The organism is Desulfofundulus thermosubterraneus DSM 16057 (assembly GCF_900142025.1).
In the GTDB taxonomy this organism is placed as follows: Bacteria; Bacillota; Desulfotomaculia; order Desulfotomaculales; family Desulfovirgulaceae; genus Desulfofundulus; species Desulfofundulus thermosubterraneus.
In genome coordinates this window covers 46,387-59,557 of record NZ_FQZM01000004.1, presented here as the reverse complement: position 1 = coordinate 59,557, position 13,171 = coordinate 46,387, and the positions used below count along the sequence as shown (strand labels likewise).

15 protein-coding genes are annotated in these 13,171 nt (G+C 54.5%); all 15 read right to left on the bottom strand.

The window, feature by feature from the left end:
- Positions 1 to 4: 4 nt before the first annotated feature.
- The 15 genes from dpsA to rbfA all read right to left on the bottom strand — a co-directional run bounded on the left by dpsA (position 5) and on the right by rbfA (position 13,153).
- Positions 5 to 889 (bottom strand): dipicolinate synthase subunit DpsA, encoded by an 885-nt coding sequence (gene dpsA / locus BUA65_RS01605; RefSeq protein ID WP_072867019.1) that lies wholly within the window; start codon positions 887 to 889, stop codon positions 5 to 7.
- A gap of 78 nt (positions 890 to 967) precedes the next feature.
- Positions 968 to 1,768: a 4-hydroxy-tetrahydrodipicolinate reductase gene (gene dapB / locus BUA65_RS01600; protein ID WP_072867018.1), complete on the bottom strand. Its 801-nt coding sequence runs from the start codon at positions 1,766 to 1,768 to the stop codon at positions 968 to 970.
- Positions 1,769 to 2,090: 322 nt separating this feature from the next.
- Complete coding sequence (locus BUA65_RS01595) at positions 2,091 to 2,360, bottom strand: YlmC/YmxH family sporulation protein (RefSeq protein ID WP_013823566.1); 270 nt, start codon at positions 2,358 to 2,360, stop codon at positions 2,091 to 2,093.
- 15 nt (positions 2,361 to 2,375) lie between these two features.
- Entirely contained in the window at positions 2,376 to 2,705 is a 330-nt protein-coding gene (locus BUA65_RS01590) for a hypothetical protein (RefSeq protein WP_084061965.1), read from the bottom strand.
- A gap of 73 nt (positions 2,706 to 2,778) precedes the next feature.
- Entirely contained in the window at positions 2,779 to 4,044 is a 1,266-nt protein-coding gene (locus BUA65_RS01585; RefSeq protein WP_072867016.1) for a M16 family metallopeptidase, read from the bottom strand.
- Between the two features lie 269 nt (positions 4,045 to 4,313).
- A complete protein-coding gene (locus BUA65_RS01580; RefSeq protein WP_242656200.1) occupies positions 4,314 to 5,363 on the bottom strand; it encodes a D-alanyl-D-alanine carboxypeptidase family protein in 1,050 nt (349 codons plus the stop codon).
- A gap of 267 nt (positions 5,364 to 5,630) precedes the next feature.
- On the bottom strand, positions 5,631 to 6,359 hold the full coding sequence (locus BUA65_RS01575; RefSeq protein ID WP_072867086.1) for a polysaccharide deacetylase family protein: 729 nt from the start codon (positions 6,357 to 6,359) through the stop codon (positions 5,631 to 5,633).
- A 168-nt stretch (positions 6,360 to 6,527) separates the two neighbouring features.
- Positions 6,528 to 8,723: a polyribonucleotide nucleotidyltransferase gene (locus BUA65_RS01570; protein ID WP_072867014.1), complete on the bottom strand. Its 2,196-nt coding sequence runs from the start codon at positions 8,721 to 8,723 to the stop codon at positions 6,528 to 6,530.
- Between the two features lie 168 nt (positions 8,724 to 8,891).
- A complete protein-coding gene (gene rpsO, locus BUA65_RS01565; protein ID WP_072867013.1) occupies positions 8,892 to 9,161 on the bottom strand; it encodes a 30S ribosomal protein S15 in 270 nt (89 codons plus the stop codon).
- Between the two features lie 90 nt (positions 9,162 to 9,251).
- Positions 9,252 to 9,473, bottom strand: coding sequence for a hypothetical protein (locus BUA65_RS01560; protein ID WP_072867085.1), 222 nt, complete (start codon positions 9,471 to 9,473; stop codon positions 9,252 to 9,254).
- A gap of 14 nt (positions 9,474 to 9,487) precedes the next feature.
- The gene (locus BUA65_RS01555; protein WP_072867012.1) at positions 9,488 to 9,715 is read right to left on the bottom strand and encodes a hypothetical protein; all 228 of its coding nucleotides are present in this window, start codon (positions 9,713 to 9,715) and stop codon (positions 9,488 to 9,490) included.
- 188 nt (positions 9,716 to 9,903) lie between these two features.
- Positions 9,904 to 10,860, bottom strand: a complete 957-nt coding sequence (locus BUA65_RS01550; RefSeq protein ID WP_072867011.1) for a bifunctional riboflavin kinase/FAD synthetase — start codon at positions 10,858 to 10,860, stop codon at positions 9,904 to 9,906.
- A gap of 44 nt (positions 10,861 to 10,904) precedes the next feature.
- A complete protein-coding gene (gene truB, locus BUA65_RS01545) occupies positions 10,905 to 11,828 on the bottom strand; it encodes a tRNA pseudouridine(55) synthase TruB (RefSeq protein ID WP_072867010.1) in 924 nt (307 codons plus the stop codon).
- 1 nt (position 11,829) lies between these two features.
- Positions 11,830 to 12,801 carry a DHH family phosphoesterase gene (locus BUA65_RS01540; protein WP_072867009.1) on the bottom strand — a complete coding sequence of 324 codons (972 nt, stop codon included), beginning with the start codon at positions 12,799 to 12,801 and terminating at the stop codon, positions 11,830 to 11,832.
- Entirely contained in the window at positions 12,794 to 13,153 is a 360-nt protein-coding gene (gene rbfA / locus BUA65_RS01535) for a 30S ribosome-binding factor RbfA (RefSeq protein ID WP_072867008.1), read from the bottom strand. The genes BUA65_RS01540 and rbfA overlap by 8 nt, the downstream gene beginning before the upstream one ends.
- Positions 13,154 to 13,171: the final 18 nt, after the last annotated feature.

The window sequence follows — 13,171 nt, the reverse complement described above, 5'->3', positions numbered from 1 at the left end:
AAAGCTAGAGGGCCAATTGTTCGGCCAGCAGCCGGGGAACAACCTTGGCCAGGATTTCGCCAGCGGTGCAGGGTGCCACCCTGCCGGGCAACCCTGGAAGCAAAAGGGCAGTAATACCAAGCCGCCGGGCAACTTCAAAATCGGTACCGCCGGGGGAAGAAGCCAGATCTAAAATTAAAGCGCCGGGCCGTACCCGCAAAAGGACCCGCTCGTCTAACACCAGGGCCGGTATGGTATTGAAAATAACGTCCGCCTCTCCTGCTACGGCCGGAAGTTCAGGTAAATCGGCAGTTCCCAGCCCCATCTCAAAGGCCCTGGCCCGCTGGGCAGGATTACGGGCTACCACCACGGTGCGGGCCCCCAGGGCATGCAACATGCGGGCCAGAGTGGTACCGGTACGCCCAAAACCCAGCACTACGGAGTTACTGCCGTGAATAGTGATGGGCAGCTTCTCCATGGCTACCTGGATAGCCCCTTCGGCGGAAGGAATGGAATTTAATATGGCTACTTCATCTATTTCCATTAGCTCAATTAGACGGAGGTTTGCCCGGGCCGTCATTTCCTTGAGCTTTGGCCTGGCCATGCCTACCAAAACCGGCGAGCCAGGGACTAACAAGGTTAGATGTTCCTCCAGCAAAACCAGCGGTTGGTCCAGGTATGCCGTGTGAATACGACCCTGGTTGTCGATCCCGGGCACGGGCAAAATCAAAGCGTTGGCTCCGGCCAGTGCCTGGGCGATTTCCCCACAGAGAGTGATATTCTTCCCCTCAACTGGTACTCCTACCACTTTCAGGTGTGCCCCTAATACCGCCAGCCGTTCAACCAGGATCTTCTCCCTGGCATCACCGCCAAGTACGGCCAATGTCACCCCGTGCAGATCTGGCTGCATGGCCGGCAAACCCTCCTTGGGCTTCTCGTATTTACCATCAATATATGAGGGGCTGAAAGGGGAGGTGCTTGTCATGGATTATTCGAAAAGCAGGTTCTCCAGTCCGTAAACCACTCCTTCCAGATGCATCACCCGGCGAATGGCTAACAGCACACCGGGCATAAAGGATTCCCGGGAGATGGAGTCGTGCCTGATGCTCAAGGTTTGCCCCAGGCCGCCGAAGATGACCTCCTGATGGGCCACCAACCCCGGCAGGCGCACACTATGGATACGGATACCCCCGTCAAAGGAACCGCCACGGGCACCGGGGATTTTTTCCACTTCCGTGGGTAAACCCTGGAGGAAATCTCCCCGCGCAGCAGCTACTACTTCGGCAGTTTTAATGGCGGTACCCGAAGGGGCATCCAGTTTTTGATCGTGGTGCAATTCAATGATTTCTACATGGGGCAGGTACCTGGCCGCTTCAGCAGCAAAACGCATCATCAAAACCGCCCCGATGGCAAAGTTGGGGGCAATCACGCAACCCAACCCCAGCCCCTCGGCCAGGGCACGGATTTCTTCCAGTTCCCTGCTACTCATTCCGGTGGTACCCACCACCGGACGCACGCCTCGACGGAGGGCCGTTTTGATATTCTCCGCCACCACGTCGGGGGTGGTAAAGTCGACCATTACATCGGGGCGGGTTTCCGCCAGCACCTTTTCCAGATCCCCCTGCAGGGTTACCCCTACCTCCGAAGCACCCCACAGGGGACCCACATCCTGTCCTTCTCCCCGCACATCCACTGCCCCCACCAGGACCATATCCTCAGCCTGCCACACGGTCTTCAAGACTTCCCGGCCCATCCGGCCGCACGCACCCGTTACGACAACTCTGATCAATATTACACCCGGTTTACGCTTTAGGGGACGGGGATGCTTTCCATCCCCAATCCCGGCAAAACCAGTTTCCTCCCTTCTGTTGTTTGTTAAAATTTAAACCACATAACCCGGCCAATGTCAAGATAAAATGGTTGACCTGCCTTATAACTTGCATAAATGACCCGGTTCTTCCACAACGGGTCACCATGCTCTCATTTTCCTTTCTACAAGATGGTCTTGCATCCCTGCAACAAAATATGGACATTAATCTTGCTATTTCCTGCCGCCCGATCCATCACAATACCTTTAAAATAAAAAAGTCCAAACGGCTAATGGACTTCACTCATAGTGAATACCGGCGCAGGTTGAGGTTGGCTTGATCCAGGTCTACGATAATAACCTCGCTGCCAATTTTGCGCACGGCCTCCCAGGGAATTACAAGACTTTGACGATCGAACCAGAAGCTGATGGGATTACCCCGGCGGGGCAAAATAATGGATTGCACCTGCCCGGTCTCAATATCGATGGCCACATCACTTTCCCCCACTATGCCTAAACGGGCGCCGTCATAGATATTCACTATTTCTTTGCCGGCCAGCTCAGTTAATCTCATTATGCCTCACCCCTTTTAGATCCTGCGTTTTAATTGAATCAACCGTAGAATGAACGGTTGCACAATGGCCAGAGCGATGGATAATGCCGCTAGAGGCTCCACCTGCACTTCTCCCAGGTAAACCCGTTCGGGCAACTGCAGGCCCAGAAAAGTAAATAACAGCACCAGGGAAAGATAGATCCCTCCCGCCGTGCCCACAAGACCAGTGAGAGCCTGGGAAAGGGGAGAAGGTGTGCTGATTTCAGATACATCCCACGCTTTATCCCTTGCGCCGGCCAGACGCATTCTTTCCCGGATGGAAAGGATGATTAATATGGCCAGGAGCGCAACGACCAGCACTAACATTATATCCCACCCCCGCTAGCATTATATGGGAGTGGGACATGTTTTAGAACAGGGAGCAGTTTGACCAAAAGCTCTAGCACACATTCTTTATCATGGCAGCCTCCAGTATGCTGCAGTCCTCCCAGGGACCCACCGTGGCTATGGCAAATGATTCGGGATTAAGCATTTCACGAGCCAGTTCCCGGACATCCTCCACGTCGACCCTCTTCACCCGGTCAGCTACCTCCTCCGGCGGCACCACTTTACCCAGGTAAAGCTGGGATTTGGCCAGCCTGCTCATCCGGGTGCTTACACTTTCAAGGCTCAACCAGAGATTACCGATAATCTGCTCCTTGGCCCGGTGCAGCTCTTCGCTTTTAACCCCGTTTTGCTGGATATCCCTGATTTCCTTGAAGATCAGGTCCATGACCACGGGCACGTTTTCCTTGCTCAATCCGGCGTAAATACAAAACAGCCCCGCATCATGATAGGAACTGTGATAGGAATAAATGGAATACACCAGCCCCCGCTGTTCCCTTATTTCCTGAAACAGGCGAGAACTGATACCCCCGCCAAGAATGGTATTAACCACCTGAAACACGTAGACCCGTTCGTGATTTAGAGGTAGCCCGGGTACACCCACGCACAGGTGAACCTGCTCCGTGTCCTTGGTTCGGCAGGTAATCTGCCGCTGGGGAACGGGACGCACCAACTTGCGGGTTACTTGTTCTCCCCTTAACGGTTCAAAAATGGAACACAACTTTTCCACTACCCGGTCATGATCGATGTTCCCCGCCACGGCCACCACCAGATTCTGCGGACGGTAATGGAGCCGGTAATAGTGCAGAATTTCTTCCCGGGAAAGCCGGTAAATAACCTCAGCGGTACCGATAACCGGCCGCCCCAGCTCATGCCCCTGCCAGATGGTAGTGGCAAAAACATCATGGACCAGCTCGTCCGGTGCATCTTCATACATTTTGATTTCTTCCAAAATCACGTTGCGCTCCCGGTCAATATCCCCGGCGGCAAACCGGGAATGAAACAACATGTCCTGCAAAATGTCCAGGGCCAGGTCAAAATGCTCATCCAGGACCCGGGCGTAATAACAGGTGTATTCTTTGGTGGTAAAAGCGTTTAGCTGACCCCCCACGGCATCCAGCGCCTCCGCGATGTCCCGGGCCGTACGGCGTTCTGTGCCCTTGAACATCAGGTGCTCGATAAAATGGGAAACGCCTGCTACAGCCGGGCTCTCATCCCGGGAACCTACATTTACCCATATCCCCAAGACTACCGAGCGTACATGGGGAATGTCTTCGGTAAGAATAGTGACTCCGTTCTCCAGCCTGACGGTTTGAAACAACCAGCCGCACCCCCAACATCAACTTGGTTTGGCTCGCCAAACCATGGGAAATTCTTCGCCACGGGCATGCTAAAATCCTTTAAGGCTGACGCAAGCAAATTTTCCCCTACGGTGAATGTTCAGCAAAACCGTAATGACGAGAATGCGGTGCTGTTGACGCGAAGCACTGGAGAGAGCGAGGACAGCACCGCATCCAACCGGGTTCACTGAACATTTACCACCTAACGATATCCTCCAAGAAACCGTTGCATAACCATTCCGGGGTATCATCAAGAAATATTAACGCCTGGGGGCATGGCACGCACTTTTTTCCACCACAACCTGTAAGCGGGCAGCCTTTGCACAGAACGGCCGGTTAAAAGGCGGGCCCGGGCCACCGGTTCACCCTCTACCCAGACATCCAAAGTACCCACGGGCAGGGCTTTCGGAAGCGGTGCCGTAAGAACGGCCGGCGCGTTAAAGCGCTTTTCAACAGCCGGAGGACGGTGCACTGGCACAGCAACCGCAAGAGTGCGTTCGCTGACTAGGGGTACTGCCGAAACAACACCGCCGGTTACCGGAATACTCCGGAAGGCTTGGCCCTCCTTGACCAAGGTCATGTTTTTAAAGCTGGTGAAGCCGTAATCCAAGAGCGCCATGGTATCGCCATACCGATCGTCACTGTGCAACACCACGCTGATTAACTGCCGGCCTCCCCGGCTGGCCGATGCAACCAGGCACATACCCGCCTCACTGGTAGTGCCGGTTTTTACCCCGTCGGCCCCCTGGTAACTCCACAGAAGACGATTGGTATTGTGCAGGTGATATTCCCCCCAGGGAGGGTTTACAAAACCACGGTAGCGGGTAGACACCAGTGCCCTGAAGGTGGAATTTTTCAGGGCATACCTGGTCAACAAGGCCAGATCATAAGCCGATGATACATGACCCGGAGCCGGTAAACCATGGGGATTGCAGAAATGACTGTGGGAGGCGCCCAGCTCCCGGGCCTTTTCGTTCATAAGAAAAACAAAATTTCCTTCACTGCCGGCGATATGTTCGGCAATGGCCACACAGGCGTCATTTCCCGAACGCAGAAGGGCCCCGTACAGGAGTTGTTCCAGGGTAAGGCGCTGGCCAGGGAATAGGTGCATGCTACTTTCCCCTACCGCTGCCGCCCGGGGGCTTACTGTCACCACCTGATTCAGCCGGCCACCTTCAATGGCCAGCAGGGCGGTGAGAATCTTGGTGGTGCTGGCCGGCGGCCTGAGCTGGTGGGCATTTTTAGCAAAGAGCACCTGCCCGGTGGAAGCCTCCATAAGCACCGCCGCATCAGCAGTCACCCGGGGAGGGTCCTGCCCGCTAAGAGAGAAAACGGGTAATTCCCCCAAATTTAAAAACACCGGGAGAGCGGGCTGGACACGGTAATCCTCTGCCGATGGTCCAGCAGCCAGCGCAACGGGAATACCAGTTCCCACTAAATACCCCAACAGAAACAGGGAAAAAATCAACCGGGAAAGCATAGCTCCTTTACCTCTGAATCCAGTCTATCCAAGCTCTAAGCTTCCCGGTTTGAGAGCAGTTTATGTTTTGTTATCATATCAACCGGGCTACCGCTTACTTTCCAGGTGGTGCAGTAACTGAGACACGGTTACCAACCGGTAGCCGCGGGACTTTAATTCTTTAATAATTACCGGCAGCGCTTCTATTGTAGGAGCCGTGGGATGCATCAGCACAATTGCCCCGTTATGGACCTTTTCTAAAACCCGGCTGCTGATTACGTGAGGTTCGGGACGCTGCCAGTCCACGGTATCCACACTCCACAGGATGGTCCAGTAACCCGCTTCCCTGGCTGCCTGGAGCACTGACTGGCCGTGTTCGCCGTAAGGAGGTGCGAACAATTTCGGGCGCTCCCCGGTTATTTCCACCAGCACCTCCTCCGCCCGGCGAATGTCCTGTAAATTACCGCTTACGGAAAGCTGGTCCGGGTGGGGATGGGCATAACCGTGGCTGCCAATTTCGTGTCCCTTTTGATGTATCGTCCGGGTCAACACCGGAAATTGTTCCGCCCACTGCCCGCCAATAAAAAAGGTGGCTTTTACTCCTCCCTTTTCCAATATGTCCAGCATTTGCGGCAGATACTCTTCCCCCCAAAACACATTTACGGTGAGGGCAATTTCCTTTTCCCGGCTGCTGCCTTGGTAAACGGGTTGCGACTGTGCCGGCAACGCCTGCAGGGAGAGGTTATACCAGTATCCCCAGGCCAGGAGGGAAAAACTAAGCATCAGGAGCAAAAAGCCCCGTAACAATCGCTGACGGCTAAAAAAATAAACGCGCATCCCAGCCACCCTTTCCTGGTTCATCACCATATTTGTATGCCGGGAAAGGGTGCGGTATCGCCTCTTTTTTCCCCAAAATTACGCCGCTACCAGGATTTAAAAAACAACATAATAAAACCCCTCCACGAAATAAACCATGGTAGGGGAGTTTGTTAAAAAATTTTTAGTTTAGTGGCGGCCCTGGCGACCCTTGGAACGCCGGTGTTGAGGGGCTGCCTCCCTGGGTTCCGGAGGCAGGGCTTCCTTGCGGGAAAGCTTCAGGCGCCCCTGGTTGTCAAACCCGATGGCTTTCACCACAATGGTGTCCCCCTCTTTTACCACATCTTCCACCCGGTTCACCCGGTGGTGGGCCAGGTGGGAAATATGCACCAGTCCCTCTTTGCCCGGCATACCAAATACACCGGGTACCACTTCCACAAAAGCACCAAAGTCGGTAACCCTGGTTACTTTACCGGTGTATATCTCGCCGACCACCACATCTTTGGTAATATTTTCAATTATCTCCAGTGCCCGCTTAGCTGCCGCGGGATCCACGGCTGCGATATAAACCCGGCCGTCGTCTTCAATATCGATCTCGACGCCCGTCTCATCGATAATTTTTTTGATCACCTTGCCGCCCGGACCGATGACTTCGCGGATCTTGTCGGGATCGATAACAGTATGAATAATCCGGGGCGCATAGGGTGATAATTCCGGCCGGGGTGCAGGAATAACTTCCAGGATCTTGTTTAAAATATACAGTCGCCCCTCCCGGGCCTGGGCCAGCGCTTTTTCGAGAATATCCGTGTTTATGCCGGGAATTTTAATGTCCATTTGCAGGGCGGTAATTCCCCTGGCCGTGCCGGCCACCTTGAAGTCCATATCCCCCAGGTGGTCTTCGATACCCTGAATATCGGTGAGGATGGCCACCTTATCTTCCTCTTTAATCAGTCCCATAGCCACGCCAGCCACCGGGGCTTTGATGGGGATGCCCGCATCCATCAGGGCCACGCAACTGCCGCACACGCTTCCCATGGATGTGGAACCGTTGGAAGAAAGAACCTCGGAAACCAGGCGGATGGTGTAGGGAAAAGTATCCTCACCGGGAATTACCGGCTCTAACGCCCGTTCCGCCAGAGCGCCGTGACCAATCTCCCGCCGCCCAGGGGAACGCATGGGCCGTGTTTCCCCGGTGCTGTAGGGAGGGAAGTTATAATGGTGCATAAACCGTTTGGCTTCCTCAATGCCCAGATCGTCCAGAATCTGTTCATCCGAAATGGCGCCCAGGGTGACTACCGAAAGCACCTGGGTCTGGCCCCTGGTAAAAAGCCCCGAGCCATGAGTACGGGGTAAAATTCCTGCCTCCACACTGATGGGCCGTATCTCATTTAAAGCGCGCCCGTCAATGCGAACCCCTTCCTCCAGTATGAAACGGCGCACGATCTTTTTCTCTACCGCCTCAATAACGGCCAGGATGGATTGCTCCTGTTCGGGGAAAGTTTCCTGGAAGGATTCCACCAGTTTAGTCTTTACTTCATCCAGGAAGGCTTCCCGGGCTTGCTTGTCCAGCCGCCGCTCAATGCACTGCCGCACGGCCGCCGTCAGTTCCTCAGCGGCCGGCCCGCTCACCGCCTCTTCTACCTGGGGATCCACCTGGGCCAGGACGGGGGTGATCTTCGCTTTAGCCAGGCCGAGGGCCAGGGCTTCTTCCCGGAAATTCTCGATAAACTCAACAATTTCTTTTACTTTTTCGTGCCCAAAGGCAATGCCTCCTAATACCTGATCTTCGGGTACTTCCTTGGCACCGGCTTCCACCATCATCACCGCATCGCGGGTTCCAGCCACCACCAGGTGCATTAGACTTTTTTCGGCTTGAGCCAGTGTGGGATTAATCACATATTCCCCATCAACCAGCCCCACAATCACACCGCCAATGGGGCCTTGAAAGGGAATTTCACTGATGTGCAGAGCAGCGGATGCCCCGATCATGGCGGCTATTTCAGGAGCATTATCCTGATCCACGGATAAAATGGTAGCCACCACCTGCACCTCATTGCGGCAACCTTTGGGGAAGAGGGGTCGTATGGGCCGGTCAATCAACCGTCCGGAAAGAATAGCCTTTTCGCTGGGACGGCCTTCACGCTTGATGAAACCGCCGGGGATTTTTCCCACGGCATAGAGCCTTTCCTCGTAATCCACCGTGAGGGGGAAGAAATCAATTCCTTCCCGCACTGTTTTGGACATGGTAGCTGTAACCAGCACCACCGTATCGCCGTAGTGTACCAGGACTGCCCCACCGGCCTGCCCGGCTACCCGACCTGTTTCCAGCTTCAGGCAGCGGCCGCCGATTTCAATTTCTTTAATTAAAATAGGTTTTTCTGACATGTAAAGCTACCTAACCTCCTGTTTAACCTACCTAAATTTTCATAACTGATATTTCTTCTACATAATAAATATTATTTCCTGCTGACGAAGTAAAAAATACTACTCTTCCCCGGGGGTCAAACGAAGCCCGCATATAGTGAAAAAAGGCGGGTTAGCACCCCGCCCTTCTTACTTCCGCAGGCCCAGTTTTTCAATCAGTGCCCGGTAGCGGTCGAAATTCCTGTCCTTTAGATAGTTGAGCAAAGCCCGCCTCTGGCCAACCATTTTCAACAGACCGCGCCGGGAATGATGGTCCTTCTTGTGAACCCGCAGGTGCTCAGTCAGGCTGTTGATCCGTTCGGTCAGGATAGCAACCTGCACTTCCGGAGACCCGGTGTCGGTTTCATGCAGTCTGTGTTCGGCAATGAGGGCCTGTTTCTTTTCAGACGTCAGCGCCACCGAGAAGTCACCTCCTCCTTAACTGTAATCGCTGCTGGCCAAGCTAACCGCCGGAGAAACGAGTTCCCTAGCCAACAGTTCACGGGAAATCTACTTCCCGATTATAGTAATCACCAGGCGTCCGCCTGGGATATCTTTGGCCACAATATCAAAAACCCGGCCCGACCGGGCTATAAAGCCGCGAAAACGTGTTGCTGTAGGAATACGCCCGGGAATGTTACTTGCGGCCACCGTTATATCGGCTACGGTGATGCCTTCCTGCCGAAAATCCCGGAGGCGCTTTTTGGCGTGCTCGGTAATAATAATCCGCATAGCCCCAATTGTAACTATAAGGTCCCGGACTGGCAAATCCGGTTATACTCTTCCTGTGCGACAAAGGCATACAATGCGTCCACAAAGGCCGCAAGAGTGTAATTCTCTACCTCGGACTGGCGATAAATTTGCTCCAGTTCCTTTTTGAGTTCATGAAATTCTTCGCTCAAACAAATCAGGGCGATATGATTGAGCCATTTTTTGATCTCCTCGTCAGGAGAATCCAGCCTGGGAACCCCCATTTAAAAAGTCTCCCTTCCCCATACACGGGAGGCTTAGCGGTTTTATTTTAGCACAATCCCGGAAAGAAGTAAACTTTACTGTAAATATTCAGTGAACCCGGTTGGATGCGGCGCTGTCCCCGCTCACTCCAGTGCTTCGCGCCGACAGCACCGCATCCTCCTCATAACGGTTTTACTGAATATTTACTTTACTTGTATTTATATGACCTTTGTTCCCCGCCGTATTCCATCCTGGCCTGGTGGATGTCTTTCTGGATCTGGGCTACCAGCTCGGCCACGGAGGCAAACCGCCTCTCTTCCCGCAAGCGGCGCCTGAAGCGCACGAGAATCCAGCGTCCGTAAAGATCTCCCTGAAAGTCCAGCAGGTGCACCTCGATGTTGGGCCGGACGTTTTTAGCGTTAAAGGTGGGTTTCGTCCCGATATTGGCTACACCCAGGAAGCGATCACCATCTACCTCCACCTCCACCGAGTACACCCCGTTGGCCGGTATCAAAAGCCCCTCCTCGGGGTTTAAATTGGCGGTGGGAAAACCCAGTGTTGATCCCCGCCGGTCTCCGGTGACCACCTGGCCTTCCACAAAGGGATAGTAACCCATGAAGCGGGCGGCCTTTGTAACTTCCCCGGCCAGCAACAGGCTGCGGATCAGCGTGCTGCTCACCACCTGGCCGTCCACAGTTACCGGAGGCACCACATGTACCTCGAACCCGTATTTGCGGCTGTATTCTTTTAAAAGTTCGGGAGTACCCTCCCCCCGGTAGCCGAAGGTATAGTTATAACCCACGAAAACGGTTTTTACACCCAACCCCCGGAACAATACTTCTTCAATAAACTCCCGCGGACCAATCCGGGCAAACTCGGCAGTAAAGGGAACGCGCAACAAAACTTCCACGCCCAGGCGGCACATGATCTTTTCCTTGGCGTGGGGAGTAAGCAGCAAAGGGGGGGCATGTTCCGGATCTAACACCGCCAGGGGATGGGGATGAAAGGTAAAAACTGCCGGCGTAGCTTTCCTCTCACGGGCTGCGGTCACCATTTTGCAAATCAATTGCCGGTGCCCCAGGTGTACTCCATCGAAGTTCCCCAGGCCGACCATTAAATTTGCGTATTGATTTCGCATTCCTTCCCATGTTTCGTATACTTTCACGGTTCATCAAGCCCCCTGGCAACGTATACGTAATAGTAAGTAAATTAAACCAACACCCTTACAGGTTTAAACTGGTAGTAACCCGGCCGTTCCGGATCAACCACCGATCTGGCCACAGCCAAAACAGCCCGGCCGGCACACAGTCTAACCAGCTGGCCTTCCTGCAAAAAATCTGGTGCTGTGGCCACACCCGGCCAGTATAAAGGGCTGCCGGACTTAACCCGGTCCACCGCCCCCGGCCGGACATATATGGGGGGCAAGTGCTCCAGCGCCTGCTCCAAGCTGACCAGCTTACCGGAAAGCCTGCCCTGCCGGGCAAATTCCTGTACTTCTTCCAGGGTAAGTGCTTCATCCAGGGAAAAAACGCCCGCCCTGGTGCGTAATAGAAAACTCATATACGCCCCGCATCCCAGTAGTTGTCCCAAATCGGTACATAATGCGCGTATGTATGTGCCGGCGGAACAGGCCACGTCTACCAGGGCCCGGGGGTGAGGCGTACCCGTGCGATCCATACGTACCAACCGCAGGGAATAAATATGTACCCGTCGAGGCTGCCGTTTCACCTCTATTCCCTGCCTGGCCAGCTCATAAAGCTTTTTCCCCTGGTGACGAACTGCCGAAGTCATGGGTGGAACCTGCATGATTTCGCCCATAAAGGCCCTTAAGGCTTCTTCTAACGCCCCGCTGGTTAGTGCTGCGGCATCGCCCCGGTAAACCACTTCCCCGAAGGCGTCGCCGGTGGAAGTGGCCCGGCCGAAGGTAATTTCCACCCGGTATTCCTTATCACCAGGAAGAAACTGGATTACCCGGGTGGCCCGTCCCACGCATACCGGCAACACCCCCGCCGCCCCTGGGTCCAGGGTACCGGTATGACCCGTTTTCCCTCCATCCATTAAGCGCCGGATAAAGGCCACCACATCATGGGAAGTCATCCCGGGCGGCTTTAAAATGTTTAGAATACCATCCATCTTAATCCTCCTGCATCGCTTTCAGAACGGCCTCCACCACCCCTTTGGTGATCGCCCCTACTTCTCCTTCCACCACCGCTCCTGCAGCCCGGAGGTGGCCCCCACCGTTAAACTGGGAAGCTACGCGCTGTACATCCACCCGCCCCCGGGAGCGAAAACCTACCTTCCAGCGGCCGGGAACAATTTCCCGGAACAAGAGGGCCACCTCCACCCCGCGCAGGGAACGCACATAGTCGATGAGCCCATCGGTATGCTCCTCCCGGGCTCCCAAACTGTCCAGTGTTTCGCGGGTAACGCTCATCCAGCCTACCCGCCCACAGGGAGTAAGGTCCAGCGTCTGCAGGGCCGCCTGCAGAACCCGCAGGTGTAAAAGGGATTTCTGTTCGAAAAGCAATACATTCAGCCGGGCGGCATCAACCCCTTCTTCCATAAGCCTGGCCACCCGGCGGTGAGTGAGGGGAGTCGTGTTCTGGTAACGAAAGGAACCGGTATCGGTGACAATGGCCGTGTAAAGGCAGCTGGCTATCTCCACCTGCGGAGGTACCTGCAGCAAGTCCAAAAGGTCCTGGATAATTTCACCGGTTGCCGCCGCTTTTGGATCGACATAGACATGGTGACCAAAATCGTGTTTGCCCACGTGATGGTCAATGAGACAAACCACCAAATCGCGAAAAAGCAGCTCCTTTAAAGGCCCCAGCCGGTCGGGTACGGAACTATCCAGGACCACAAAGGTATCATAATTCCCTTTCAAGGCCTGCTCCCCGATGAGAAAGCGGTCCGCCCCGGGAAGAAAGTGGTATAGCTCGGGCAGGGGATCGGGGCTGGCCAGGGTTACTTCCTTGCCCAATTTTAAAAGACCGAGGCCAAGGGCAGCTACTGAACCCAGGCAGTCCCCGTCGGGCATGACGTGCCCGCTTAAAACTACCCGGCTGGACTTTTTAAGGCATTCCGCTATTGTACCCAGGCTAGTCATCACCCGCGGCACCCCGTTCTTTCACGTCATGCAACAACTCCATCACCCGGATACCCCGCTGGATGGAAGGATCGAGCTTAAAGGAAATTTCCGGGGCATACCTTAAGCGGATCCGCCGCCCCAGTTCACTGCGCACGTAGCCCCGGGCGTGATTTAAGGCTTCCAGGGAAGCTTTGGCCTCCTCCTCCGAACCCAGGACACTGAAAAAGATCCTGGCATAACGCAGGTCAGTCGACACCTCGACCCCGGTAATGGTGACAAAACCGATGCGCGGATCCTTGAGCTCATCCCGTAGCATGTCCGATACTTCTTTCTTAATAATTTCAGCCAACCGTTCCGGACGATAGGGCACAATCCGCACCTCCCCGTT

Bases quoted from the DNA above. Each gene is read 5' to 3' on its own strand.
- dpsA (WP_072867019.1), bottom strand. From the start codon at position 889: ATGCAGCCAGATCTGCACGGGGTGACATTGGCCGTACTTGGCGGTGAT.
- BUA65_RS01595 (WP_013823566.1), bottom strand. From the start codon at position 2,360: ATGAGATTAACTGAGCTGGCCGGCAAAGAAATAGTGAATATCTATGAC.
- BUA65_RS01590 (WP_084061965.1), bottom strand. From the start codon at position 2,705: ATGTTAGTGCTGGTCGTTGCGCTCCTGGCCATATTAATCATCCTTTCC.
- BUA65_RS01575 (WP_072867086.1), bottom strand. From the start codon at position 6,359: ATGCGCGTTTATTTTTTTAGCCGTCAGCGATTGTTACGGGGCTTTTTG.
- BUA65_RS01570 (WP_072867014.1), bottom strand. From the start codon at position 8,723: ATGTCAGAAAAACCTATTTTAATTAAAGAAATTGAAATCGGCGGCCGC.
- BUA65_RS01560 (WP_072867085.1), bottom strand. From the start codon at position 9,473: ATGCGGATTATTATTACCGAGCACGCCAAAAAGCGCCTCCGGGATTTT.
- BUA65_RS01555 (WP_072867012.1), bottom strand. From the start codon at position 9,715: ATGGGGGTTCCCAGGCTGGATTCTCCTGACGAGGAGATCAAAAAATGG.
- truB (WP_072867010.1), bottom strand. From the start codon at position 11,828: ATGGATGGTATTCTAAACATTTTAAAGCCGCCCGGGATGACTTCCCAT.
- BUA65_RS01540 (WP_072867009.1), bottom strand. From the start codon at position 12,801: ATGACTAGCCTGGGTACAATAGCGGAATGCCTTAAAAAGTCCAGCCGG.